Source organism: Bacillus sp. FSL K6-0268, from assembly GCF_038005425.1.
GTDB lineage: Bacteria > Bacillota > Bacilli > Bacillales > Bacillaceae_G > Bacillus_A > Bacillus_A thuringiensis_S.
This window is the reverse complement of sequence record NZ_JBBOTF010000001.1, coordinates 5,547,347-5,572,752: the sequence shown is the minus strand read 5'-3', so window position 1 is coordinate 5,572,752 and position 25,406 is coordinate 5,547,347. Positions and strand designations below refer to the sequence as shown.

Below are 25,406 nucleotides of genomic sequence, written 5' to 3'. Positions count from 1 at the left end.
TCTTCACCTCTGTTTCATTCATGCATAACATGATATGAATTGATATTTTACGGAGGGTGTCTTACATGGGCAAGAAAAAGAAGAATTGTCTTTTTCATGTTGATGGTTTCGAAGAATGGATGGATCAATTTTGTTCCGATTCTTATAGTAACTTTAGCTTTCCAAATCAAATTCACATCGACCTTTGCGAAACCGAAGAAGAATATATTTTGGAAACAGATGTACAAAATGTCACTGAACAAAATGTACTCATTAAAAAGTTAGAGACAGGCCTAGCTATATGCATACTTCATAAAAACATTTCCTTACAACGAACAATCCCTTTACCTACTACTATCATTTATAAAAAGATGCTAGCCTGCTTAGAAAACGGATTTTTAGCCATTCATATTTCCAAAAATGAAGTTGCTGATAAGCATGAAAAAAAAGTTCTTTTTTCAAATTAAGAGTTAATATAAACTAAGCCCCAGTTGGTTACTGGGGCTTATGTTATTTCGCATGCATTTCTATATTAGAATTTGCATCATATCTTTTTTTCGATAAACCTTTTGTAACTAAAAGCACAGGAAATGCCACAGTTGAAAATATAGCTAGTGCTGAAAATACTACAAACCCATTTTGGTAGCCGTAGTAATCGAGAAGTACTCCTCCAAACCACGGACCTATTACTGCTCCAATTCCCGAAAAGCCCATCGCACCGAAGTATGTTCCTTTTAGATGCGCAATAGCAATATCATCAATAAATACATCCGTCATCGAAAACATTAAGACTTCTCCAATTGTAAAAATAATTGTACAAACGGCAGCACTTAGCATAGATTCTACTATTCCAAAGCCAAATAAAGTCCCCACCATAATTGATGTTAACGGTGTATACTTTTTGCACATTTGAATAACAGGGTATTGGATAATCACTACAACAATCGCATTTAAAGCTAACATATATGAAAAAAATTTCACTCCATCCTGAAATATATGTGCATTTGCAAAATATTGAGATACTGTTGTCGTTAAGTGAGAAAAACCACAATTACTCAAAATAATACCGACTAAAGCAACTAAAAATACGACATCCTTTCGCAAAATGCGAATTGCATTTAACATTGTGACAGGTTTTTCTGTATTTATTTTCTTTTTTTCAATTGGATACTTCTTAAATTGGAATGCTAATATAGCTGTATATAGAATATACACTCCAGCTGCTACTAAAAAAGGAATTGTAGATTTTGCGCTTCCAATCTGTAATCCGACAAGAGGGCCAATCGCCACTCCAACATTGATTGCACCGTAACGCAAATTATATACGAGTAAACGATACTCTGGTTTCGTTAAATCTGATAATAATGCTCTTGATGTTGGCTCAAAAAACGACCTACATAATCCATTTAAAGCGTTTAATAAAAAGAAACTTAAAACATGATTCGCAAGTGAAAAACCTATAAACACAAAAATCCAAACGATCATGGACCAGAGCATAATCGTTTTCCGGCCAAATCGATCTGATAAATTCCCTCCGATAAAACTAGCAAAAACACCAACAAGTGCACTCGTTCCGATAATAGCACCTGTCATTCCAGCTGATACACCTTTAACAGTCGTTAAATAAATTGCTAAAAAAGGAATGCTCATTGACGTGGCGAACCTCGCAAATAAAGTCCCTATTATAATTGTCATTCCTAACGGATGAATATTTTGTAACTTCCCCTTCATCACTAAACCTACTCTCCCCGTTCTTACATAAAAAAAAGAAAGCAAAGGATCTGCTTTCTTTTCCTTTTTCTATACTTGAGCTGTTGATACCCGAGTTGTTCTCGTTATGTCCATATCAATTCCATATGTGAACTGTAATTCTTTACACACATCTTTAATTAAGATTGCGACATTATACTTTTCATTAAATTGTAAAACTATGTTTTCTACTTCTTCATATGTATACTTATATTCCCCTGTAATGACACTTTTTAAATCAAAGCATTCATTTATACAAAGTTGCACAAGTAGCTGGTCATATTTCTCTATTACATCTTCTTTCTTCCACAGTAACTCTTTTACATATAACCGATCAAACTTCACACTTTCTCGATTACAATCCGTTAAAATCCGGGTCATTTCATTTAATTCTCGATACAATTCAGAAATATTTTTACTTAAACTAAGAAGTTTATCTACGCCGTTTTCATATAACATATTCATTCCACCCCCGCATTTTCTTTTTCTTATTATAGCAAGAAAATTCTAAAAATAGTTTCTTTCTTCTGAAATATTAGGAAACTAATTTCAATTGCTTTACAATGAAACTAGTGAACGCGAAAGGGGAAAGAAAATTGGAGCAAAAATTATATTACACTGACGCTTATAAGCAAGACTTTACTACAAAAATTATAAAGCAAGATTATGATAAAGACGGTAACTTATACGTCGTTTTAAACGAGACCGCATTTTATCCGACAGGTGGCGGACAACCGCATGATACTGGCACATTAAATGATATCGATGTAATCAATGTAGAAGAGATACATGGGGAAATTCGTCACTTCATTGTAGAAAAATTACATACAGAAGAAGTAGAAGGTAAAATCAATTGGGAGCGCCGTTTTGATCATATGCAGCAACATGCGGCTCAGCACATTTTATCTGCTGCTTTTTGGGATCATTTTAACATACCTACGATTGGATTCCACCTTGGTAAAGAAACGGTAACAATTGATTTAGAAATAGAAAATCTTCATACAGAAACGGTTGAAAAAGCAATAAACATTGCCAACAAAATTGTTTTCGAAAACCATCAAATCCATATCGAATGGATGAACTTAGAAAAAGCGAAAACATTCCCCCTTCGTAAAGAACCGACTATAACAGAAAATATACGGGTTGTTATTATCGAAAACTTTGACTACAACGGCTGTGGTGGAACGCATCCGAAACGAACTGGTGAAGTTGGTCCTATTCAAGTACTAGGATGGGAGCGCAATAAAGGTGGTATACGCTTAACGTTTATCGCTGGTTGGCGTACACTTAAATTAATGGGACAACAGCAACAAATTATGAAAGATGTTTCTAAACAATTAAACAGTAGCGAGAGTGATATCCCAGCAAAAGTAGCACAACTTCTTACTTCTCAAAAAGAAAATGAAAAAGCAATACAAACAATGAATGAAAAATTATTATTTGCAGAGGCAAATGAACTACTTCTACAGCCCATAAAAATTCATGCTGACATACTTATTTCTAAAGTATTTACAAATCGTTCTATGCAAGAAATCGCAAAGCTTTCCGCTATTATTACAGAACAACAAGAGCATGCAATTACGTATTTCGTCATCGAAAATGATGACAAACTACAATGTATTCTCGCTTGCGGAAAATCAGTATCACTCGATATGAATGCTCTTTTAAAAGACGCTCTTCCTACAATCGAAGGAAAAGGTGGCGGAAATAAGAAGAGTGCTCGCGGTGGCGGGAGAGCAATTATGAGCGGAGATGAATTTTTAAATCAGCTTGTTTCTTCTTTACAGTCGGCGGTGTAAAGCATTTTTAGTAAGGATAGCTAACAGCTATCCTTACTCTATACTTACAAACCAATATTTTGTTTCAAGCCTTGATAACTCCCTGCACTTGCAAAACCTTCACTTATAAGAGTGATAAAAGTTTCCGAAAAACCATATTGACTTAAATCTTTAATCGGTACCATTTGCACATCATGAATTGGATTATGATCAAATTCATTAGAGGGTAACATAATTTCCCCTGTAAGCTTTTCAAGTAGAAATGTAATATGTAATAAAGATAGACTGGCATCCGGTTTATCACAAACATAGAGTAGCTTCTTAATTTTAACTTCTAATCCCGTTTCTTCTCTCATTTCTCTAATCATCGCCTCTTCTAACATTTCACCATTCTCCACTCTTCCTCCAGGTAAAGACCAATTCCTATTAGCAACTTTTTGCTTTACTAGCAATAATTTTTCACCTTCAATTAAAATTCCCGTAACACGAACTTGCATTACATTTTCCATATGTAATCTCCTCTTCCCATTATATTTACAAATTACCCCTTCCATAAAAAGAACGTACGTTTTATAATTGAAGAAAATTATGGAAGAAAGTAGTTGTTACATTCATGCGTCCACCTTTAACAAAGTCTATATCACTTGAAGATTTCCAAAACTATTATTGGTTAAAAGCAGAACTCCAAACATTTTGTCGTGAGAATGGGTTGCCAGCTAGCGGCTCTAAGATTGAAATAACCGATTGTATCTCACATTATTTAACTACGGGGAAAGTCTTAAAAAACAGCTCTGGGCAAAAAGTGCGTAAAGCTTCCCTCTCTTATAAAGACCTTTCTCTTCAAACGATTATTACTAACAATCACCGCTGTAGCGAAGATGTTCGTGCTTTTTTCAAAGAAAAAATCGGAACAAACTTCCGCTTTACAGTAGCTCTTCAAAAATTTTTCAAAGAGAATGTTGGAAAAACATATGAAGACGCGGTAGCTTTTTGGCATGAAGAAAACGAACGAAAAAAAGACCCTACATACAAAACAACTATCGGTGCACAATTTGAATACAATCGCTTTACTCGTGACTTTTTCGAAGATCCAAATAATAAAGGGAAAGCAAAAGCTGATGCGATTGCTGCTTGGAACGAAATGAAAGCGAAGCCTGGTAGCAATATTTATGTTCCTCAAAAAGTAGAAAACTAGTTACCTCGCTAGTCTTCTACTTTCTCAAATAATAGCGCAATCCCTATCCCGCCTCCAATTCCTAATGTAGCAATTCCATATTTCATAGACTCTCTTTGTGCCTGATAAAACAAACGTGTTACAAGCATAGCACCAGATGCACCGTACGGATGACCGAGCGCAATTGCTCCACCATTTACATTTACTTTTTCGTACGGAATTTGTAACTCTTTTGCGCAAGCAACAACTTTTGAGGCGAATGCTTCATTTATTTCAAAATAATCGATGTCCTCTACTTTTACATTCATTTCGTTTAATAATTTGTTCACCGCAAATATCGGACCAGTCCCTGGAAGCTTGGGATCCACTCCCACTACAGCACTACGAACGAAACGAAGGACAGGTTTATAACCTAACTTTCGGGCTTGTCCCTCTTCCATTACAAGAACGGCACATGCTCCATCATTTACACCGCACGAATTACCTGCCGTTACTGTTCCATTTTGTAAAAATGCGGGCTTTGTTCTTTTAATGATTCGTTCATAATTCATTTCTAGCTTTATAGATTCATCTAATAATCCATTAAAAGAAAATATTTCATCATGTATATATCCTTTTTCTAACGCTTGCAGTGTCCGCTTATAACTAAGACAAGCATACTCGTCTTGCATTTCTCTCGTTATGTTATAACGCTCCGCAACATATTCAGCCGCTACTCCCATGTCAGGATCACCAATTGTTTCAGGTGAAAATCGTGCTCTTTTTTGAAAAGGTGACGTACTTGTACTCTCTACTCCCCCGGCGATATAACACTTACCTGCCCCGCCTTGAATGAGATGACACGCAGTTCGAATTGCTTCTAAACCAGCACCACATTGCCGATCAATCGTTACACCAGGAATATGATAGCCAAGTCCCGCCTCTAAAGCAGATAGTCTCGCAATATTCCCTCCTGGCCCCACAATATTCCCTAACATGACATCGTCTATTTCTCTCTCAATCCCTTTACTTAAAAACGTAAGAAGCGGCGTTACTAATTGCTGAACTTCATACTCTTTTAACATCCCATTCTTCTTACCGATAGGTGTTCTTTTCGCCTCTACAATAACTGCTCTATTCATATATTTTCTCCCGGTTTTCAATCATACTTTTTGCTTCCATATGAGCGATTTTCCCACTATTTGTATAAGGTATTCCATCTACAAAATGCCATTCTTTCGGTATTTTAAAAGAGGATAATCTCTGTAAGCAAAAACTCTTTAATTGTTGTTTCGTAGCACTTCCTTTTACGATCGCGAGGGGCTTTTCACCCCAGTAACTATCTTTCACACCAATTACAACTATTTCATCAACAGCTGGGTGTTCATGTAATACACTTTCTATTTCTTCTGGATAAATATTGATTCCTCCAAATAAAATCATATTCTTCTCTCTACCAACAATATATATAAAGCCTTCTTCATCTTCATAGCCTACATCTCGCACTGTCATCCAGCCTTCTGCATTCAACTCCCGTGTTAAAACCCCATCTATTATGTATCCCATAAAAAACTGATCACTTTTCACATAAACAGTTCCTATTTCACCTTTTTGTACTTCTTCGCCTGCTTCATTACATATTCGAACTTGCACATTATGACAAGGTTTTCCTACTGAATTTGGCCTTCTTTCGCTTTCTGCATCGACTAGTGCTGTTACAAAACTTAACTCTGATGCACCATAAAATTCATATCTTTTCGCATAAGGAAATATATTCTTTATTTTTTCTTTCGCTTCAGCTTCCCATTTCGCTCCTGACGAAATAATTTTCACTTTATTTTCTATTACTCTATTTTCTTTATATAAAGATTCAAGCATTGTCGGAACTGTATACATAACTGATATATTTTCAGTTTCTAACTTATCTAGTACTTGATTTGGAATGAACTTTCTCATAATGTACACCGTTTGTCCTACATATAATGCACTTATTGCCCCGTATAAGAAAAGAGAATGAACGAGCGTCCCAGCTATTAAAATCGAATCCTCCCTTTTCATATGAAAGTCATGTACATTACAATCAAAACTATGAACCCACGATTGTTGTGCACGTAAAAATGCTTTTGCTGTTCCTGTTGATCCTGATGTAAATCCCATATAAAAAGGAGCATTTTGTAAACTTTCTACAGGATTATATGTAGGAAGATAGTTCTCTATCATTCTTTTCCACTCATCAATTTCAATTACTCTTCCTTCTTCATCCGGTAGATCATTTACCTTATATCGCTCTGTCACAATCACATCCGGATTACTAATTGCAATTCTTTCTTTGAGCTCATCCTCTTTCCACTTTATATCTAACGGCACACAAACCCATCCAGACATCGCAGCCCCAGCAAATAGTTGTAAAAACTCCATACTATTTTCTAATACAATTGCTATCGTTTTATTCTTCGATTCTTTTTCATTCAACCAGTTTGCTACTTTACATACTGACTCAAACCACTCTTTATATGTTAATACTCGATCATTTTCCTTTATTGCTATTTTACTTGATAGTAAAGAGGCATACTTTTTATATTCTTTTGTAATCCCCATTTGAGACGTCCTTTCTTTACAAAATAATAAAAAGAAACACGCAATGAACGTGTTTCTTCTCTTTCTTATCCCGCATTTGTATATTTCCCACTCTTTAGAGCAGGCGTAATAATATGTTTCAATGAACGATGTAATTTCGTTACAAGAATTGCTGCTATAATCGCTTTTATGCAATCACCTGGTAAAAATACGACACTCACTTTCATCGTCTGCCATATAGAAATATCCATTACGAATGCTTGTACAATGATACCAAATACATAAACTACGAAAATACCACCAATTATATTAATGCATAATACTTTTATAATAGAAACTTCACGTAAACGCTCAATTAAATAACCAATAACAAATGCTCCTACAATATAACCAAGTAAATATCCTGCGCTTGGCCCAACAAATATACCTGGACCACCTCGTCCACCTGCAAGTAATGGTGCCCCAACTCCAACAATAAGTAAGAAAATAAGCTGACTTAACGCACCAAGACGTGATCCTAACAATCCACCAGCAAGCATAACACCGAGTGATTGTAATGTAATCGGAACTGGTGTAATAGCAAGAGCAATTGGAGGTATTAACCCTAACACTCCCATAATAGAACTAAATAAAGCGACGAAAACTAAGTTTTTTGTATTCATATTTGCTTCTCCTATTTGTAAACTTAAAACGATTTTTAGATAACATATTATAGGAGTTATATTATCTTTCTATTTAGTATTTGTCAACTTATTTTAAATATAGGTTTACAATTATTTTTTCAATTATTTCTCCTTATGCAAATGCTCAAGTTCTTTCCGAAGCGCCTGTTTTAAAAACTTCCCAACAGATGTTTTCGGAATTTCCTGCATAAATACAATATCGTCTGGTAACCACCACTTTGCAAACTGTGGTTTTAAAAATTCATATAGTTCTTCTTTTGTAACAGTGCTATTTGCCTTTTGTACAACGCAGGCAACTGGACGCTCTTGCCACTGCGGGTGTGGAACTGCAACAACGGCCGCTTCAAATATAGCATCATGTGCCATTAAAGCATTTTCAAGGTCAACTGAGGAAATCCATTCTCCCCCGCTTTTAATAACATCTTTCGTACGATCAACAATTTTCACGCAGCCTTCCTCGTCAACTGTAACAACATCACCAGTATATAACCAACCGTCTCGGAATCCTTCGACAGTACGATCATCGTTATAATAGCTTTCAGCAATCCAAGGTGCTCGTAAACATAACTCTCCCATCTCAGTACCATCCCACTTCACTTCACCGTTTGTACCGACTACTTTCATCTCTACACCAGGGACAAGATATCCTTGTTTTGAGCGGATTTCTAATTGCTCTTCATATGATAATTCTGTTTCATAACTTTTTAAACGTGCAAGTGTTACGAGTGGGCTTGTTTCAGTCATACCATATGCATGTACGAAAGGAACATTATATTTTTGTTCAAATGCTTTAATAACGCTTTTCGGTGCAGCAGCACCACCGCATAATATTCTCGTTATACTAGATAAATCGTAACTATTATTTTCTAATTCTTGTAATACACCGAGCCAGATTGTCGGCACACCTGCTGCTATCGTTACTTTTTCAGCTTGGATCATCTCTAATAAAATTTTTGGAGTAAACATTGGTCCTGGCAGAACTTGTTTAGTTCCAAACCAAGTAGCTGCAAAAGGAAGTCCCCAAGCGTTCACATGGAACATCGGTACAATTGCCATCGCCGCATCACTTTCCGATAAAGCAGCTGTATCCGCTAAACCGAGTGCCATACAATGCAGTACAGTACTACGATGCGTATATACAACACCTTTTGGATTCCCTGTAGTCGCTGACGTATAACACATACCAGCAGGTGTATTTTCATCAATATCTTTTACAAATTGGAAATTTGGATCGCCTTCTTCTAATAGTTTTTCATAATGATATACAGGTTCTAGCGTAGTATTTGGAAGTTCATCTTTATCAGTCATAATAATGTAGGCTTGTACAGTTGATAATTGTGATTGAATATTTTCAACGAGTGGTACGAGATCTTCATCTATAAGTAGAATGTGATCTTCTGCGTGCTGAATAATGTATGAAATATGTTGAGGAGATAAACGAATATTAATTGTGTGCAAAACAGAAGCAATACCAGGAATAGCAAAATAAGCTTCCACATGTCGATGATGATTCCACGCTAACGTTCCTATACGCTCGCCTTCTTTAATTCCTAATTTTTTTAACGCACTAGAAAGCCTTCTCGTCCTTTCACCTAACTGCTTATACGTTAACGTCGTAACTGTATCATGTGTCCGTGAAACAATTTCTTTCTTTGAAAACAGTTTTTCTGCTCTTTCCATCATAGAACTAATTGTTAGCGGTACATTCATCATCATATTGGTTATATCCCCCTTTAAAGCGTTTTTATTTTTCGTTCATTATAACAGACTTCTACAAATGATTACGACATTTTTCTGTATTTTCTGAATTATTTCTTTGGAAATAATTCAGAACGATAAAAAACATGTTTTGAATACATTGATTCGAAACATGTTTTTTATTTTTTATAAACTATCTACCTTTTTCCTTACTTTCTTTTTCAATTTAAAAATAAAACGATTACTGTATTCCTTATTTTCTACTAAAATCCGATACGTCTCTAACACTCCTAACACACGTACAAAAAGATAAACTCCGATAGCAATAAGTACAACACAATAAGGGTAATACTGCACTAATTCTCCTGAAGTTATATGCTTTTTCTCAAACAAAAACGGAATCGCTCCTGCTGCAATAAAACAAAATCCAACGATCACTACTGACGCATACTTCTTCTTAATAGTCGCATATCTTTTTGTCAATTCTTTTAGAAAGTTTTGATCAAATAGTAGTTCTTCCTTTTTCAATACATTGTATCGACTCTCTTCTATCGTTACAGGTGCCATCATTGCTCCGATCCCAAGCACTGCAATGATAATGACAAGAAACGTAGACATTGTTGCATTTTCTTTAAATAATAAGTACGGTATTGTAGATAAAATAAGCAAGCTAAATCCTAATGCAATATATTTAGAAATTTTTTGTCCATACACTACATACCCTTCTGCCATTTCCTTACTTACATAATAACCATTTTCCTTTTCGTTACTTTGCTCAGCAGTTTCTTTTAATAAATAGTCAAGTGATACTTCAAATACATTTCCAATCATTATTAACTTTTCAGTTTCAGGAAAACCTTGACCGTTTTCCCATTTACTAACCGCTTGCCTTGTTGTGTTTAATTTTTCAGCTAATGCTTCTTGAGAAAGGCCCTTTTCCTTTCTTAATTTAAAAAGCTTTTCACCAAATCCCATATGTGTGTCCCCCTTTGTTTTCTTACCTAAATTGTATGTAAACATTGCCTTTATCTCTATCTTCCCGCGGTTGCACTTTGTCAACTTACGGTTGCGATTGTGTTATATAGCGGTTTTGTATACGATTTAGCTATTTTCCTTCTAAAAATATGGTGTTAATAAACCTTCACCTTTTAATAACCAATTATAACAATTAAAGGTAATTATTGTTATAAAAAAAAAAAAAACAAAAAACTCCTTTATTCATTTAAAGGAGTTTTAAATATGAAATATTCCAAGAGGAGCTGTTTTTTCTTCCTCCTACTGCCTCACAATTTCTTCTATATATTTTTATGTGTCATATAACGAACCATGTACAGTATATGTTTTCATCTCTTTATCTGAGGCATACTCATATATATGTAAAATATTACTCTTATTAACTTTTCTAATAAAGTCACTTCCCAATAATCATAACGGCTTCTGCTTAAACTTTTCATAATGTCGTACTTTTAATAGAAGGATATTCCCGCAATCTGTACAAATATAAGCATCCACCGGTGAAGATGTGAACATCGTTTCCTTTTTCCGTATTTGTGCATATCCGACAAACTCACCTTCTCCTATGTTTTGAGAACCACAATTAGAGCATGCCTGCACGGCTTTTTGTTTCATGAGAGCACCACCTTTAATCTGTTTCCACTCCCTTCGACAGCTCACTTCCATTTCCCTTCCAAAAAACCTCTTATTCTCTCACATTTCAACAGGAATCTCAAAACAAAAATCGTATATATACCATGAAATATATTTATTAATGGAGGAATTTTATGACTACTGTTATAACACTCGATATAGCCACAGAAATTGAAAACGCAGAAATACATATGCTCTCTTCTAGACTAAAAGCATTACAAGCATTAGCTGAAAATCCAATGCAAGTACAAATGAAAAAGTTCGGGAGTGCCACTGCCTTTTCATCAAAAATAATTGCTGGTCCAGCTTTTAATACGGTAAAAGGTATTACATTTACAAATACAGATGAGATAGATGAAATCGTCTCTTATTATCAATCGCTACAAATCCCTTGTCGTTTTGAAATTACACCCGCTCAAGGTACAGCCAAATTATTTCAATACTTATCTCAAAGAGGATTTTACCAATCCAGCTTCCATACCGCTTTATATAGTATACCGAGAGAAGACCCTTCCCTTCTTCCTTCTAACATTTCAGTACGCGAACTAAAAGAAAATGAATTTCATATTTTTGCAGACATATACGTACGCGGATTTAACATGCCATCCTTTACAAAAGATGGCGTCCATCAAAATAACGAAATTCTCTACAATAAACCTGGCTGGCATTTTTTCATAGCCGAAGTTCAAAACACTCCTGCGGGTATTGGTGTCCTGTATATAAATAATGGGATTGCATCATTAGCTGCTTCTGCTACTTTGCCAGAATTTCAGCGTAAAGGCTGTCATACTGCATTAATTCAAAAACGAATAGAGACGGCTATTGAATCCAACTGTAACTTAGTAGTTGGACAAGCAAAGTTCGGTAGCAGCAGTCAAAATAATATGGAACGTGCCCATATGAAAATTGCTTATACGAAATCAATATGGACTGCAAAAGACATGTAATTTACATTCTTTCTCTTCTCATTACAATTTTATGACACTTTCTTTTCTATCCTATTAATCATTTGAATATTCAAACTATATTTGTTACGCTATTACTAGATACATCATTCAACTTGCACTATGAAAAGAGAATTCTAATCAAACTACAAGGAGGAGAAATGTATGACTAAACATGATCATGGTTTAAAAGAAAAAGTAGAAGGTGCTATTGATAAGGTAAAGGGTGAAGTAAAAGAAGTTGTTGGGAAAGTAACTGACAATAAGAAATTACAAGCTGAAGGAAAATGGGATAAGGTGAAAGGCACTGCTAAAGATACAGTTGGTAATGTGAAAGAAAAAGTACATGAATATAAAGAACATAAGAAAGAAAAATAAAAAAGAGCCCATCGGCTCTTTTTTATTTTCCTTCATTCTTCTCTAACACGTATAAATCTTCTTCAATATTCGTTAATTTCTCACTTACAAGCTTTCTTGCATCTCCAATTGCTTGATTGTATGCAAATGGTCCAACTAATTTAATCATCTCTTCTATTAAACGCTCTGCTTGGAAACGTCCAATTTCATCTAAATCTTCTTCCATGAAAAATTGCTGAATTTGTGCTACAAGCTCTTCTTTTTTATCATTTGGTATTTTTATATTCATCATCGTTGTTACTCCTCTATATTTAAGATAATATCTTCCTTAACTCTACCATAGAAAAACGATTACCAGGACAGCTTTTTGTAACTCCTTCTAACTCCCTATGACCGAGTATATTCTCTTTCTTTATAGCAAATTGCTTCATAAATATTTTACATAAAGAATATAATGCATTCACTTGTGCAGGAGTTGGATCGTATTTATCAAAATTTCCCGTCATACATATCCCAATTGTATGGCGGTTATGATCTTTCGCATGCGCTCCAATATGTAAACCTCGTCCTTCCACTACAGTTCCGTCCTCTTCGATAAAATAGTTGTAACCAATCCCACTCCACCCTTTTACAGTTTGATGAAATTCATGCGTTTTATACACGTCCCATCCATCTTCAGCTGTATGGTGAATAATCAGTTTGTTTACTTTTTCTAAAGGAACTAATTCATCTTGAAATGTTAGATTGACACGTTTAATTTCCATTTGAACTGCCTCCTCTTAAAAATCAATCATAATAATCGTTTTATCATCTGGTCTTATTCTCTTTTCCCCTTCCAGCTCTTCAATGATTGCTACATATTCGTTTATACTATTCTTTCTTATATATGCAACTGTTTGTTCGAGTGGCCAATCTGGGTGAAATAACCCGTCTGAACAAATAAAAATTCCACTCACTTCATCTATATGTAATTCACCATGTTGTAAATAATGTATCGCTTCTTTCATTCCATTTGCAACTGAATAACCATTTGGCATATTTGCAAGATAACGATTGTACTTTAACTGTTCTCGAACATCTTGAAAAACATGTTCCTCCGGGACAGATAAACCTTTCTTACGATCTTCTTCCCTCTTCCTTTTTGCTCGGTTACTAATTCCTTTAACTGTGTCTTTCGTTAATACTTGCATCGTTCCATTTTGAAAAGTTGCGACAATCATACAGTCCCCAAGCTGCGCATATTCAATTTTCTCACCATCTATTTGAACTGCCGCAATACATGTACACCACAAATGATCTTTCTTTCTCGTATCTACTTTATATTCCAACATTTTGCTTTGCAATGCTTCATTTGCTTTTGCAACTGCAAATCGTAACCTATGATTCTCTCGTAATGAAGTAAAATAACTTGCAAATAAATGCGAAGCGATGTATGCTCCATTATGTCCATTTTCATCACCAAACGGGACAAGTGGTGTTGCACCGTCACATACACCATAAATCTTTTTTTCTTTATTACAAAAATAAGAATCCTCACATTCTTGCTTCAACGGGCTTTTCTGTTGATATGTTTTTATCTTCACAACTGTATCCCCTTTCAAATAATAAAATACTCAAATTCTTTTGATTAATCTAATTTACCGAAATAAACTGTTTTTACCCAAAACTTTCAATATCATATATAATCTTGAAATAATATGAATTTTTCAGTGAAGGACGGGAAAGAAATGGTCAGATTCCTTGGTGTTATTATCGGTTCTATTATTATTGCGGTTGCCTTTAATCTTTTCCTTATCCCCCACAAAATTTTAAGTAGTGGAATTGGCGGAATTGCTATTATTTTAGGAATTGTAACCCCTGTAAACACAGGCATTATTAACTTTGTATTAAACTTACCTATCCTTATTTTAGGGTACATAGGTCTTGGAAAAAAAGTAATTTTTAACACAGTTGTCTCTGTAGTTGTATTATCTGTTGCATTATACTACGTTCCAGTAAAAGTCGTAGCAACAGATCCATTGTTATCTTCTATCTTCGGAGGTGTCATCGCCGGAGCTGGTATTGGTCTTGTTTTTAACTGTAATGGATCCACTGGTGGATTTGATATTATCGGTATGCTTTTATCCCGCAAGCGAGACATTAAACTTGGCGGATTCCTTATTATTTTAAATGCAGTCGTTGTAATAATCGCAGGATTCTTCTTCACCTGGGATGTTGCACTTACAAGCTTACTTTCAATTTATGTAACTGGTAAAGTAATTGATGCTGTTCATACAAAACATCGTAAAGTTACACTTATGATTGTAACAAATGAAGCAGAAAAAATGAAAAAACAACTTCTTTCAACTGTTGTACGTGGAATAACGTTACTTGATGGCGAAGGTGCTTATTCAAGCGAGAAAAAGCGTGTACTTATGACCGTCGTTTCTCGTGAAGAATTAGCAAGTATGAAACTAACAATTTCTGAAATCGACCCGAATGCATTCGTTAATATTACAGAAACTGTAGAAGTATTAGGACTTTTCAGAAGAAGTTAAAGACTAGGTGGGAATCCACCTAGTCTTTATTTTGCATAAATTCAATTCGGTTTCCAAATGGATCTGACACGTAAAATCGAATTACATCTGGCCGTGCATAATCATCAATCACTTTAACACCTTGCTCTATAAGTGTTTGCTTAAATTCATTAATTTCATTCACATAAAAAGCTGGATGAGCCTTTTTAGCTGGTGTAAAGTTCCGCTCCACACCAATATGGATTTCTTGATTTCCGCATTTAAACCAACATCCACCTCGTTTTTTCAACTTTTCTGGCTTTGGAATTTCTTCCATACCAATTGTATTCCCATAAAAATCACGCGCCTCTTCTTCACACCCTACAGGTGCAGCTACTTGCACGTGATTAATCCCTTGAATATAATTTTTCATTTTCTCTCCCCCTCCTCTACCCTAATGTTATACGGAAAACAGCCGTCTGTAACTTACAAGAGGTTTATAAAACAATATAAGCTCCCCTTATTAACATCCTGCATTCACCTTGCAAAAAATAAAAAAAACAAAATTTATTCTATAACTTCCATTTTTTATAGAAATACACATTACATCTATATTATAGTTATGAATAGACAAATCTTTTTAGATGCTATTTGTACGGAGGAACTATTATGAGTCGTAAAAAATATTCACCAACTCAAAAAAAACGTCATCCGAACATTTCTAGACGTTTGCGAAACCATATACAAGATCGTTCATTAACAGAAATGTACGCATCTCTGTTCGAACACAATCCTGATAGTATTATTTCATTAAATTTAGAAGGAGTTATTCTACATATAAATCCTTCTGCCGAAAGAATATTAGGTTACACTTCTTTAGAATTAGAACAGAAAAATATTACCTCTATTTTAGAAGCCCATATTTCTGAGCAAGTATTACAAAATATAAAGAATACTGAAGCGGATAATCAACAAGAGTATATCTTATCTATTTATCATAAAAATGGATTCTTATTAGATGTTGTGACAAAACTAGTTCCTATTTTTGTTCAAAATCGTCTTACTGGCGTATATGCTATTATGAAGCCGCTTGAAAAATCAGAAAGAATTGAGAATATGCTAAAAGAAAGTGAGAAGAGATTACGTACATTAGTAAACTCCATGCCTGCCTTTGTTATATTTAAAGATCATGAAGGGCGCTGGCTTGAGGCAAATGACTACGCACTTTCTTGCTTCAATTTCCATCATGTACCTTACCATGGGAAAAAAGATAGCGAACTCATTCAATATAATGAAGCATACCGAGAAGCTTTTTTACATTGTGAAGAAATTGATGAACTAGCATGGCAACAAAGACAAATTCTTCATGGCGAGGAATTTATTATACATAGAGATGATTTCGATCTAATCTTAAGTATATCAAAAGTCCCGCTTTATCATCCTGACGGTTCTCGCAAAGGTCTTATCGTGATGGGGAGAGATGTTACTGAGCTAAAAGAAACTGAAAAGTTATTACGAAAATCTGAGAAGCTCGCAGTAGTCGGACAACTGACAGCTGGAATTGCCCATGAAATTCGAAATCCACTCACTTCTCTAAAAGGTTTTCTAACGTTGCTCCTCCCTGAAATAAATGAGGAGCAAAAATGGTATATCGATGTTATGTTAAGTGAGATTTCACAAATGGAATCCATCACGAGTCAATTTATGGCGATGTCTAAGCCACAAGTATTATCTATCCAAACTTGTAACATACAAACTTTAATTGAAGAGGTAGTTACATTTATTTTACCGACTGCAATTATGCATAGCGTTCATATCATCATGGATCATTTTGATTACGTATATGATATTCAATGTGACGGTAACCAATTAAAACAAGTTTTTATAAACATATTAAAAAATGCGATAGAAGCGATGCCAAATGGCGGAAATATTTTCATTCAAACAAAACCATTAGAGGATAATTTCATCTTAATACGAATTATCGATGAAGGTTGTGGCATTCCAGAAGATCGTATCTCCCGTCTAGGCGAACCTTTTTATAGTTTAAAAGAAAAAGGCACAGGACTAGGATTAATGATGTGTTACAAAATAATTGAAGAACATCATGGTAAATTACACATTTCAAGCGAATTAAATAAAGGTACGATTGTTGATATTGAGCTACCACTTTCTTCATCTCATCTTGCAATCCAGTCTTAAATAAAAAAGAAGCATCTGCTAATCGTTAGCAGATGCTTCTTTTTTAAAATGCTTTGTCATACCACTCTTTTGCTTTTTCTACTTCACCCATCGTTAATTGATGCCCTCGATTTTCCCAATGTATTGTTACATTCGCGTTTGCATTTTCTAATAGTACCTTCAATTCCTCGGACTCTGCTGATGAACAAATTGGGTCATTTGTCCCAGCAGCAATAAACACAGATTTCCCTGCTAAATTTGCTAATTGCATTCCTCTTCTTGGTACCATTGGGTGATGAAGCACAGCACCTTTCAATGCATTTTCGTAATGGAATAATAAGCTTGCTGCGATATTTGCCCCATTCGAATAACCGATAGCTACAATGTTATTTCTATCGAATTTATATTCTTTAGCCGCTTCATCTAAAAATTCATTTAATTCCTTCGTACGGAAAATTAAATCCTCTTCATCAAAAATGCCTTCTGCTAATCGGCGGAAGAAACGCGGCATCCCATTCTCTAACACATTTCCCCTAACGCTTAATACCGACGCTTCCGGATCAACTATTTCTGCAAGTGATAGTAAATCTAATTCATTACCACCTGTGCCATGAAGTAATAACAACACTGGTTTTGACGTATCTTTTCCTTTTTGAAAAACATGTTTCATCATAATCCTTTTCCCCCTTCAATCACTTTAATCTAAATTTCTCACTTCAAATGGTAAAAGCGTTTGTTCAATCTGTTTTCTATGTTGTTCATATTGTTCCGGTAACTTTAATTCCTCACCCATCGTCTCTAACGATTCATCATGAGCGAAACCAGGAGGATCTGTTGCAATTTCAAATAAGATTTCACCATGTTCTCTAAAATAAATCGCGTTAAAATAATTTCGGTCTTGTACAGGAGTTACGTGATATCCAAAACGAGTCATATGCTCTTTCCAGTCTAGCTGATCTGCATCGTCACTCGCTCTCCAAGCAATATGATGAACTGTGCCAACGCCCATTTGGCCACGACCGATTGTTGATAATTTCAAATCAATAATATTTCCAATGTCAGCAGAAGAACGGAATCGAACAAATTCACCCTCTTCTCCAATTTTCTCAAGACCCATAATATGTTCTAACAATTCAGCTGTTTTTTGAGGCTGTGCAGATAAAAGAACAGCACCTCCAAACCCTTTAATTGCTACTTCTGGTGTAACTTCTCCAAAACTCCAATTATTTAATTCGCCTTCTTCTCTTTCAACTAATTCTATATGCAAACCATGCGGATCATCAAATTCTAAATACTGTTCTCCAAAACGAGTCATTTTTGTATACGAAACATCGAATTTTTCTAATCTATTTTCCCAAAACTCCATTGCACCTTTTGGTACAACGTAAGACGTAATTCCTACTTGACCATCTCCAATAATACCTTGACGAGCACCTGCCCATGGGAAAAACGTAATAATTGTTCCAGGCTTTCCTCCTTCATTTCCAAAATAAAGATGGTACGTACCTGGATCATCAAAATTCACTGTTTGTTTCACTAAACGTAACCCCAATACACCAGCATAAAAATCTACATTTTCTTGTGGATGTCCTACGATTGCTGTAATGTGGTGAATTCCCATCGTTTTCTTTGTCATTTTCTCCGCCCCTTTTTATTTCATTTTAAAAACTTTTATTCATTAAAATTCATTATTCATTTTGTCCATACTGAAAAGTAAAATCCGTCATTATAATCTTATCTCGAATTCGAGATATTAATTATAATATCACACTTGAATGTCTACTTTATCAAAATCATCTCAAATTCGAGATAATTCTCAAAAAATATTTACTCTATTTAAAATCTGTATTCGTAACATAAATTATCTTGAACTCAAATTTATTATAAGTTACTTACTTTTAGTTGTCAACGAATTCCGTATTTTCATTTTAAATAAAAAGAGAGTAAACGCCAGTTTCGTTTACTCTCTTCGCTAATTATTTCGTTTCCTCTTCCAGCACTGCTTCCATCTCATTAAATTCACGATGAACTGCCTTAACGGGTTCTTTCGTTAATAAACTTACAACGATAACAGTTAATAAACTACAGAAGAATCCAGGTACCATTTCATACATAGTCGCTTTTAAACTTGGAATTTGTACCCATGCTATAACAACTACTGCACCAACAATCATACCTGCAAGAACGCCCCACTTATTCGTCCTTTTCCAATATAAACTTAATAAAATAGCTGGTCCGAATGCTGAACCAAATCCAGCCCAGGCATAACCTACAAGTGTTAAAATTGTATCACTTGGATGATACGCTAAAACAACTGCGATCATAGCTACTACTAATACTGATAATCTACCGATAAATACAAGTTCTCTGTCACTTGCGTTACGACGGAAAAATGTTTTATAAAAGTCTTCCGTTACTGCACTTGAAATAACAAGTAATTGTGAGGAAATACTACTCATAATCGAAGCCAAAATAGCTGATAATAAAAATCCTGTAATGTATGGATGGAATAAAATATTTGAGAATGTTACAAAGACCATTTCTGGATCTTGTAATGTCGCATTATTTTTAGCATAATAAGCGATACCAATTAGACCAGTAAGCATTGCACCTATAATTGAAATCGTCATCCAACCGATACCGATTCTACGAGAAGTTTTTAAATCTTTAATAGAGGTAATTGCCATAAAGCGGACAATAATATGTGGTTGACCAAAATACCCAAGACCCCATGCTAAAAATGAAATAATACCAAGTATTGTAGTCCCTTTAAACATATCTAAATGTGATGCATCAACTTGCTTAATCGTATTGAATGTTTCTGTTACACCACCGACATCCGTAAAAGCAACAATTGGCACTAGTACAAGCGCAATAAACATAATACACCCTTGCACAAAGTCCGTCCAACTTACGGCTAGAAAACCACCAAATAGTGTATACGCAACAACGACACCCACTGTTACAAATAAACCAATTTTATAATCAAGGTTAAAAGAATTTTCAAACAAACGTCCACCTGAAACTAAACCAGCCGACGCATAAAATGTGAAAAATACTAAAATGACGATAGCGGAGACAAAACGAAGTATTTTCGTACGATCTTTAAACCGATTTTCTAAAAAGTCTGGAATCGTAATTGAATCATTTGCCACTTCTGTATACGTTCGTAAACGCGGGGCAATGATTAAATAGTTTGCATAAGCACCTATTAATAAACCTATCGCAATCCATACACTTGATAATCCTGTTGCATACATCGCACCAGGTAATCCCATTAGCATCCAACCACTCATGTCAGAAGCACCAGCTGATAAAGCTGTAACTGCTGGACCGAGTCCTCTTCCGCCTAACATATAATCTGATAAATCGGATGTCTTCTTATAAGACCAATATCCGATATACAACATACCTGCCATATAAATAGCAAGCGAAACCATAATTTCAATCTTCACCAAATCTCTCCCTTAGCCCATAAGCCATTCAAAATTTCGAAAAATGACTTTTTCTATTTTCTTGTATTCGCTTATGGTTCCCTACCTTAACAAACATTTTTTGTTCTTTCAAGTGAACGAGCACTTTTCATTACATGTGAAAACCTTTATAAACGCCTTTATCCCAGTGGATTACAATGATTTTTCAAGAAATTCAAGTAAAAATATTCAGAAAATTAAACGATGTTTTTTTCACACCTTATTTTCATTCGTTTACCCGATAAATTTTAAAAGAAAAAGCCATACAAATGTATGACTTTTAGCTTATTGACATCTCAATTTTCTCTTTCTCTACATATACTTTACGAAATTTCATATAGCATCCAATACGCCAGGGTACTATATAACAAACCGCAAGAGTGTAGAAAAGAATGCCAATTGACTTTGTATCTAAACCTTGTAAATGTCTTCTAAAATAAGCACGTAAAAGAACGATAACTAAAAATGTAGCAATAAAAGCGATACTTTTTTTCGCATAAATTTGGCCATCTTCTCTAACTTCATACCCACTTAAAATAATAAGTGGAATTGACAATAACAGACCGATCCCAGCAGCTATACCAATTTGCCAACCAACAAGTTGTATCGGTGCAGCATATAAAGAAAAACCTGGTAATAAGAAGAATAATGGCAATAGTAATCGTCTTCCTTTATTTTTAATTGGTCGATTCATAGAACGCATGCGTCTAAATATAACGAGCCCTATGACGAGTAAAAAAATTGTAATACTGTACGAACCTTGCTGCAAGTAAATCTCTCCCTAAAAATAGTCATTTTTAAAAACACTTCCCTATTATACTCCTAATTTTTCCAAACAATATGATTATTCCTCTGAAAAATCTTACATATCAAATATACTTTTAGATTTGATTTACTATAGGAAACAATTCCGAAAGAGGAACTACTCTCCCCATCTCGTCTTTAAACACAATATGCTCTCTAGTTAAATGGCGCGGGCTCTTCACTCCCGCTGCCGCTGCTAATGAAAATAAACTATATCTCATACTAATAATATAATTCATGACTCGCCACTTCTTCTCATACGGATCTAACGCTTTTTGATAATGCGGATTCGTCGTGGCTACACCAGATGGACATTGGCCAGAATTACATTGAAGGGCCATAATACAGCCGCTTGCCATCATAAATCCGCGGGCTGAACTTACAGCATCCGCTCCAATCGCTAAAGCAATCGCCACTTTATCTGGTGTGATTAATTTCCCCGATGCAAACACTTTGAATTTGTCCCGAACACCATAATGATTCGCTGTATCAATACATGTCAGTAACGCTGGAATAAGCGGCATTCCCATACTATCTGCCATCGATTTATACGTCGCTCCTGATCCACCTTCTGAACCATCAATTGTAATGAAATCTGGATAGATATTTAACTCTTTCATCGTTTTAAATAAATCTTCCAAAGGCTCCTGCTGACCAATTACAATTTTCATTCCAACTGGTTTACCGCCGCTTTCTTGCAACTGTTGAATAAAACAAAGTGTATCCGTTGCATTCTTTAAAAATGAAAATCGATTCGGTGAATTAATCGTCTCTCCCTTTCTGACGTTGCGAACAGAAGCAATTTTCTCATTTACTTTTTGTCCCTCTAGATGACCACCACGTATTTTAGCACCTTGCCCAAATTTCAATTCGAATGCTCTAATATTACTTTCTTTTGCTTTCTCCCTGAATTTTCCCATTGAAAAATTACCGTCCTCATCGCGGTATCCAAATAACCCTGGACCAATTTGCGCAAGGATATTTGCTCCTGTATGTAAATGTTCTGGAATAACGCCACCTTCACCAGTATTAATCCACGATCCGCCTGCCATTTTTGCTCCAAAACCACTCGCTAAAATATAATTTTCTCCAATCGCGCCGTAAGAAGTCGCAGATGCACCAAACATACCATGTAGCTTCCACGGATATTTACGGTTCTCACCGACTATAATTGCATCATCTTCTTCGTACAGCCAAAGATTCGTTGTATCCGCTGTCAATTTTTCTCTTCTTGAAAATAACCCTTCTTTATGAATCACGTACTTTTTACCTTCTCGCTCTTGCGTGAGATTCACACTTAATTCCTCAGTCAATATCGGAAATAATGTATTAGCAATATAATAGCCAGAAGCTTCAAAATCTCGTTTTGATCCAAAACCAAGTATTTCAGAGCGATATTTCGCTAAAAACATAACACTTTGAAAATCATAACGTGAGAAAGGCTTTCCATCCGTATCATGATCAAACCAATATTGTCGAAATTCAGGCCCTATCTTTTCCAGTAAGTAGCGCATTCTTCCTAAGTATGGATGTAACTTTAAAATAGAATGATGTGTTCGTTTTTTTATAAAAAATGTAATGATAAAAAAGACGATTAAAAGCAACATTAAAAATAGTAATATACTAATAATAACGAGTAGCGTTTCACTCATCCCGCTTCCCCCTATAAAATCCCATAATAAAAGGAGAACACTCGATGTGTTCTCCTTTTATCTTTATTCATACTAACGTAACAAGATGCTCTTTCGCGTCATATTCAACTAAACTTTCAGCATGTTTAATTCGATGAACAAAGTCTGGATTAGCAATTAACGGTCTGCCGAATGCCACTACATCAATCGTTCCTTCTTGCAACGCTTCTTCGGCCTCTTTCGGATTTAAATTACCAACCCCAACAATTGTACCATCCCAATATTTTCTTACTAGTTGATGAAAATTCTTTCCGTCAGCAATTTCTTGCGTATAATTCATCGTTGAAGGATGGATCATCGTTAATCCAACTTCTTTGAACATATTTACGAACGTTTCAATTGCAAGCTCAGGATTTTCCCACATATAAGTAGGATTATCACCTTTGAAAGCAGAGAAGCGAAGAAGTGTTTTATTAGCTCCAACAGCTTCTATTACAGCAGCCGTTACTTCTTTCATAAACGTTAACCTTTGTTTTAAATTACCGCCATATTTATCTGTTCGCTTATTCGCAGAGTCATACGTAAATTGATCAATTAAATATCCGTGTGCACCGTGAATTTCTATTCCATCAAATCCAGCTTCGATTGCATTTTTCGCAGCTTGTGCGTATTGACCAATCACTTCTTGTATTTCTTCTAACGTCATTGCTTCTGGCGTATCAAACGGTTTACGAAAACGTGGAACATTTCCCTCTGCAGCGATAGCAGATGGTGCTTGCGGCATTTGGCCACCAATTATTTCATGATGACTCATACGCCCAACATGCCATATTTGAGCAATAATCGTCCCGCCTTCTTTATGTACTGCCTCTGTAACAGGTTTCCAAGAATCGATTTGTTCTTGTGTATAAATTCCTGGTACTCCTGGATTCCCTTTCGCTCTTGGACTAATGACAATTCCTTCTGTAATAATTAATCCAACTCCGTCAGCAGCACGCTTTCTATAGTATTCCACTACATCAGCACCCACTGCTCCAGTCTCATTATCTGCAAAGCATCTTGTCATTGGTGCCATTGCTATACGATTACGAAGAGACCAAGCTCCAATTTGAATTGGATCAAACAACTTTGTTTCTTCAACGTTTTCAAAAGATCCCCCAGCGTTTACATTTGTTCCTTCATAAATACTCGCTGCTTTATTACTTGAACTTGTCATCTTTCTTCCCCCTAAAAAATCTTACTATAATCGCATCATACTTACTTTTAGATAGTAACGTCAATTTTTACGACTTTACAATAAAAAATTCGAATATAAAAAAAATAAAATGCTATAAATAATATTAAAAAGGTTTCCTTAGAAGGAAACCTTTTTTGTTGAACATATATGGTTGTCAATTCATTTATCTCTTTAATATAAAAAATACCTTATCAATAGAAGTGAATATGGTTCAGTATTCTTCTAAAAATAATAACTTATATACCTAAAACAATGAAAGCCCTACCTCTCTTTCATCCTTACGGCTCCTCGTCCGTGCCAGTGTGAATCAGGATTGCAAAAATCAAGTAACTATTTTATCGAAGTATTCAATTAAACTTCGAACATTCATAAATGAAATTAAAAAATAAAAATGGATTTGATTGTAGTAATAACAATAGAGGTAATGCTCTAAAAGTGGTGTGAAAGAGTTGAATGTCTTTGAAATGATAAATTTTCTATAATTATGTTCCCAAAAAATTCAAGATCTTTTTTGGGATATAATACATTATTTGTAATGAACCTTAACAAAAGCTTTTTATCTGATTTTCTGTGATACCTTCAATTAATCCCAGCTCACTAATCAAAAATTCATATGCGTTATCTAACATCTTCTTTTCGCTTGCATTAAGTGCTTTTTCTTTCTGTATACGCATTAAATCACGCACAACTTCAGCACCTTCTTGCATTTTACCCGTCTTTATTTTATCAGTGTTCAATTTATACCTTTGTTTCCACGTAAGTAACCTATCTGACTCCCCATGTTGAAAAATATCCATTATGTGTACTAATGCGGTTATATCCGTAACTGGTCGTATATTCGAATTCGATATTCTCCCTGCTGGAATCATTAGTTCCATATTACTAGCCGACATTTTTATAACATAATACTGTTGTTTTTCTCCTGAGATTTCCTTCTCTTCTATGGCTTTAATTATACCTGCTCCCTGCATTGGATAAACAATGTTATCGCCAATTTGAAACAAATAATCCACCTCCATA

27 protein-coding genes are annotated in these 25,406 nt (G+C 35.1%); 7 read left to right on the top strand and 20 right to left on the bottom strand.

The window, feature by feature from the left end:
* Positions 1–65 precede the first annotated feature (65 nt).
* Positions 66–446: an Hsp20/alpha crystallin family protein gene (locus MHI28_RS29120; protein WP_000516758.1), complete on the top strand. Its 381-nt coding sequence runs from the start codon at positions 66–68 to the stop codon at positions 444–446.
* Positions 447–489: 43 nt separating this feature from the next.
* On the opposite strand, the gene MHI28_RS29115 is transcribed toward MHI28_RS29120, so the two are convergent.
* Both MHI28_RS29115 and MHI28_RS29110 read right to left on the bottom strand, forming a co-directional pair.
* Positions 490–1,710 (bottom strand): MDR family MFS transporter, encoded by a 1,221-nt coding sequence (locus MHI28_RS29115; protein ID WP_340828407.1) that lies wholly within the window; start codon positions 1,708–1,710, stop codon positions 490–492.
* Between the two features lie 69 nt (positions 1,711–1,779).
* The gene (locus MHI28_RS29110) at positions 1,780–2,187 is read right to left on the bottom strand and encodes a hypothetical protein (RefSeq protein ID WP_000965134.1); all 408 of its coding nucleotides are present in this window, start codon (positions 2,185–2,187) and stop codon (positions 1,780–1,782) included.
* Between the two features lie 137 nt (positions 2,188–2,324).
* On the opposite strand from MHI28_RS29110, the gene MHI28_RS29105 reads away from it, so the two are divergent.
* The gene (locus MHI28_RS29105; protein WP_000435889.1) at positions 2,325–3,527 is read left to right on the top strand and encodes a serine-tRNA(Ala) deacylase AlaX; all 1,203 of its coding nucleotides are present in this window, start codon (positions 2,325–2,327) and stop codon (positions 3,525–3,527) included.
* 44 nt (positions 3,528–3,571) lie between these two features.
* Here the strand turns inward: MHI28_RS29105 and MHI28_RS29100 are convergent, their stop codons facing one another.
* Positions 3,572–4,015 (bottom strand): NUDIX hydrolase, encoded by a 444-nt coding sequence (locus MHI28_RS29100; protein WP_000432582.1) that lies wholly within the window; start codon positions 4,013–4,015, stop codon positions 3,572–3,574.
* A 104-nt stretch (positions 4,016–4,119) separates the two neighbouring features.
* Between MHI28_RS29100 and MHI28_RS29095 the strand changes: the two genes are divergently transcribed.
* Positions 4,120–4,701 carry a DUF6434 domain-containing protein gene (locus MHI28_RS29095; protein ID WP_001247749.1) on the top strand — a complete coding sequence of 194 codons (582 nt, stop codon included), beginning with the start codon at positions 4,120–4,122 and terminating at the stop codon, positions 4,699–4,701.
* 8 nt (positions 4,702–4,709) lie between these two features.
* Here MHI28_RS29095 and MHI28_RS29090 read toward each other — a convergent pair whose 3' ends face one another.
* The 6 genes from MHI28_RS29090 to MHI28_RS29065 form a co-directional block, all read right to left on the bottom strand.
* Positions 4,710–5,801, bottom strand: a complete 1,092-nt coding sequence (locus tag MHI28_RS29090; RefSeq protein ID WP_001078011.1) for an acetyl-CoA C-acyltransferase — start codon at positions 5,799–5,801, stop codon at positions 4,710–4,712.
* Positions 5,794–7,257 carry an acyl-CoA synthetase gene (locus MHI28_RS29085; protein ID WP_086413657.1) on the bottom strand — a complete coding sequence of 488 codons (1,464 nt, stop codon included), beginning with the start codon at positions 7,255–7,257 and terminating at the stop codon, positions 5,794–5,796. Before MHI28_RS29085 ends, MHI28_RS29090 begins: the two co-directional genes overlap by 8 nt.
* A gap of 65 nt (positions 7,258–7,322) precedes the next feature.
* On the bottom strand, positions 7,323–7,898 hold the full coding sequence (locus tag MHI28_RS29080) for a biotin transporter BioY (protein WP_001093320.1): 576 nt from the start codon (positions 7,896–7,898) through the stop codon (positions 7,323–7,325).
* Positions 7,899–8,021: 123 nt separating this feature from the next.
* Positions 8,022–9,635 carry a long-chain fatty acid--CoA ligase gene (locus tag MHI28_RS29075; protein WP_042595448.1) on the bottom strand — a complete coding sequence of 538 codons (1,614 nt, stop codon included), beginning with the start codon at positions 9,633–9,635 and terminating at the stop codon, positions 8,022–8,024.
* Positions 9,636–9,803: 168 nt separating this feature from the next.
* Positions 9,804–10,592 carry a helix-turn-helix domain-containing protein gene (locus tag MHI28_RS29070; RefSeq protein WP_000505609.1) on the bottom strand — a complete coding sequence of 263 codons (789 nt, stop codon included), beginning with the start codon at positions 10,590–10,592 and terminating at the stop codon, positions 9,804–9,806.
* Between the two features lie 450 nt (positions 10,593–11,042).
* Positions 11,043–11,297, bottom strand: a complete 255-nt coding sequence (locus tag MHI28_RS29065) for a hypothetical protein (RefSeq protein ID WP_003260719.1) — start codon at positions 11,295–11,297, stop codon at positions 11,043–11,045.
* Positions 11,298–11,398: 101 nt separating this feature from the next.
* Between MHI28_RS29065 and MHI28_RS29060 the strand changes: the two genes are divergently transcribed.
* The gene (locus tag MHI28_RS29060) at positions 11,399–12,211 is read left to right on the top strand and encodes a GNAT family N-acetyltransferase (RefSeq protein ID WP_000214258.1); all 813 of its coding nucleotides are present in this window, start codon (positions 11,399–11,401) and stop codon (positions 12,209–12,211) included.
* Positions 12,212–12,373: 162 nt separating this feature from the next.
* A complete protein-coding gene (locus MHI28_RS29055) occupies positions 12,374–12,586 on the top strand; it encodes a CsbD family protein (protein ID WP_000160410.1) in 213 nt (70 codons plus the stop codon).
* Between the two features lie 22 nt (positions 12,587–12,608).
* On the opposite strand, the gene MHI28_RS29050 is transcribed toward MHI28_RS29055, so the two are convergent.
* The 3 genes from MHI28_RS29050 to MHI28_RS29040 are packed head-to-tail and all read right to left on the bottom strand — an operon-like array spanning position 12,609 to position 14,166.
* Positions 12,609–12,857 (bottom strand): DUF2164 domain-containing protein, encoded by a 249-nt coding sequence (locus tag MHI28_RS29050; protein WP_000981064.1) that lies wholly within the window; start codon positions 12,855–12,857, stop codon positions 12,609–12,611.
* Between the two features lie 19 nt (positions 12,858–12,876).
* On the bottom strand, positions 12,877–13,329 hold the full coding sequence (locus MHI28_RS29045; RefSeq protein ID WP_000403998.1) for a peptidoglycan recognition protein family protein: 453 nt from the start codon (positions 13,327–13,329) through the stop codon (positions 12,877–12,879).
* Between the two features lie 15 nt (positions 13,330–13,344).
* Complete coding sequence (locus tag MHI28_RS29040) at positions 13,345–14,166, bottom strand: protein phosphatase 2C domain-containing protein (protein ID WP_002162635.1); 822 nt, start codon at positions 14,164–14,166, stop codon at positions 13,345–13,347.
* Between the two features lie 126 nt (positions 14,167–14,292).
* Between MHI28_RS29040 and MHI28_RS29035 the strand changes: the two genes are divergently transcribed.
* Positions 14,293–15,102: a YitT family protein gene (locus MHI28_RS29035; RefSeq protein ID WP_000251344.1), complete on the top strand. Its 810-nt coding sequence runs from the start codon at positions 14,293–14,295 to the stop codon at positions 15,100–15,102.
* A 19-nt stretch (positions 15,103–15,121) separates the two neighbouring features.
* Here the strand turns inward: MHI28_RS29035 and MHI28_RS29030 are convergent, their stop codons facing one another.
* The gene (locus MHI28_RS29030; RefSeq protein ID WP_000800779.1) at positions 15,122–15,493 is read right to left on the bottom strand and encodes a VOC family protein; all 372 of its coding nucleotides are present in this window, start codon (positions 15,491–15,493) and stop codon (positions 15,122–15,124) included.
* Between the two features lie 236 nt (positions 15,494–15,729).
* Here MHI28_RS29030 and MHI28_RS29025 point away from each other — a divergent pair, with 236 nt between their 5' ends.
* The gene (locus MHI28_RS29025; RefSeq protein ID WP_000087650.1) at positions 15,730–17,262 is read left to right on the top strand and encodes a BA3702 family sensor histidine kinase; all 1,533 of its coding nucleotides are present in this window, start codon (positions 15,730–15,732) and stop codon (positions 17,260–17,262) included.
* Between the two features lie 43 nt (positions 17,263–17,305).
* Here the strand turns inward: MHI28_RS29025 and MHI28_RS29020 are convergent, their stop codons facing one another.
* The 7 genes from MHI28_RS29020 to MHI28_RS28990 all read right to left on the bottom strand — a co-directional run bounded on the left by MHI28_RS29020 (position 17,306) and on the right by MHI28_RS28990 (position 25,390).
* Positions 17,306–17,914 (bottom strand): alpha/beta hydrolase, encoded by a 609-nt coding sequence (locus MHI28_RS29020; protein WP_000975496.1) that lies wholly within the window; start codon positions 17,912–17,914, stop codon positions 17,306–17,308.
* Positions 17,915–17,938: 24 nt separating this feature from the next.
* Complete coding sequence (locus MHI28_RS29015) at positions 17,939–18,877, bottom strand: ring-cleaving dioxygenase (RefSeq protein WP_000163260.1); 939 nt, start codon at positions 18,875–18,877, stop codon at positions 17,939–17,941.
* A 340-nt stretch (positions 18,878–19,217) separates the two neighbouring features.
* Positions 19,218–20,696, bottom strand: a complete 1,479-nt coding sequence (gene putP, locus MHI28_RS29010; RefSeq protein WP_000687593.1) for a sodium/proline symporter PutP — start codon at positions 20,694–20,696, stop codon at positions 19,218–19,220.
* A 298-nt stretch (positions 20,697–20,994) separates the two neighbouring features.
* The gene (locus MHI28_RS29005; RefSeq protein WP_086413658.1) at positions 20,995–21,483 is read right to left on the bottom strand and encodes a CcdC protein domain-containing protein; all 489 of its coding nucleotides are present in this window, start codon (positions 21,481–21,483) and stop codon (positions 20,995–20,997) included.
* Positions 21,484–21,595: 112 nt separating this feature from the next.
* Positions 21,596–23,170, bottom strand: a complete 1,575-nt coding sequence (locus MHI28_RS29000) for an FMN-binding glutamate synthase family protein (protein WP_000005159.1) — start codon at positions 23,168–23,170, stop codon at positions 21,596–21,598.
* Between the two features lie 67 nt (positions 23,171–23,237).
* Positions 23,238–24,365: an alkene reductase gene (locus MHI28_RS28995; protein ID WP_000204594.1), complete on the bottom strand. Its 1,128-nt coding sequence runs from the start codon at positions 24,363–24,365 to the stop codon at positions 23,238–23,240.
* Between the two features lie 563 nt (positions 24,366–24,928).
* Positions 24,929–25,390 carry a CarD family transcriptional regulator gene (locus tag MHI28_RS28990; protein ID WP_170264802.1) on the bottom strand — a complete coding sequence of 154 codons (462 nt, stop codon included), beginning with the start codon at positions 25,388–25,390 and terminating at the stop codon, positions 24,929–24,931.
* Positions 25,391–25,406: the final 16 nt, after the last annotated feature.